The sequence below is a fragment of the Oleiphilus sp. HI0061 genome (assembly GCF_001635675.1).
On the sequence record NZ_LWFE01001615.1, the window covers coordinates 1 to 641 of the forward strand.

Annotated in this window: 1 protein-coding gene; it reads right to left on the reverse strand. The window is 45.7% G+C overall.

Annotation, left to right across the window (positions count from 1 at the left end; genetic code table 11):
- On the reverse strand, positions 1-491 hold a 491-nt coding region (locus tag A3735_RS24990), incomplete at its 3' end, for a DUF1513 domain-containing protein (protein WP_156499911.1).
- Between the last annotated feature and the right edge of the window lie 150 nt (positions 492-641).

Here is a 641-nt window from a genome sequence, read left to right on the forward strand (position 1 = left end):
CTTGAGAGCTGGGCGTGTACGCGATAATCGTTGAGCACATCTCTCACAAAAAGCCTTCCTTGACCCGAATCTATGTGATTTTCAGTGCTGACCAAATAACGTCCATCAGGTGTGTAAAGAGCATGCCCGTAGAAGTGGAAACCCTGTTCAGGCTGAATATGTTTTATCACTCTGCCTGATTTGATTGAAGATACGATTATGTATTGACCAGGACGCCGCCCAATGACTGCTATTTCTTCTTTATGAGGGTGCTTGATCACCTGGTGAGCTCTGGCGGGAAGCTTAAGCCGACTGACAGGTTCGCCATTTCCTTGTAAGCAAATTACCCAATGCTGACCGTGTCTATCCCTAGCTGCACTAATGAGCAATTCTGAGTCGTTTTCCTTGGCGAAGGCATTGAATGGGCTGAGTAAGCTGCTTGCGACTATAGATCCAAGGAGCTGTCTTCGGCTTAGCCTTGTGTTTTCTAATGTCGAGAGTTTGTCAGTCATTAATCACCATCTCGACTGTTAAAGCCAAGGTGAATATCCAAGGCCGATACTGATGTTTCGAGCTCCTTGTGTAAGGTGCCTATTTTCTTATAGATGTCTAATGTTGCCTGGTAGCCTTCAGCTGTTCTGACTGCATTTTCCAAAGGTGTA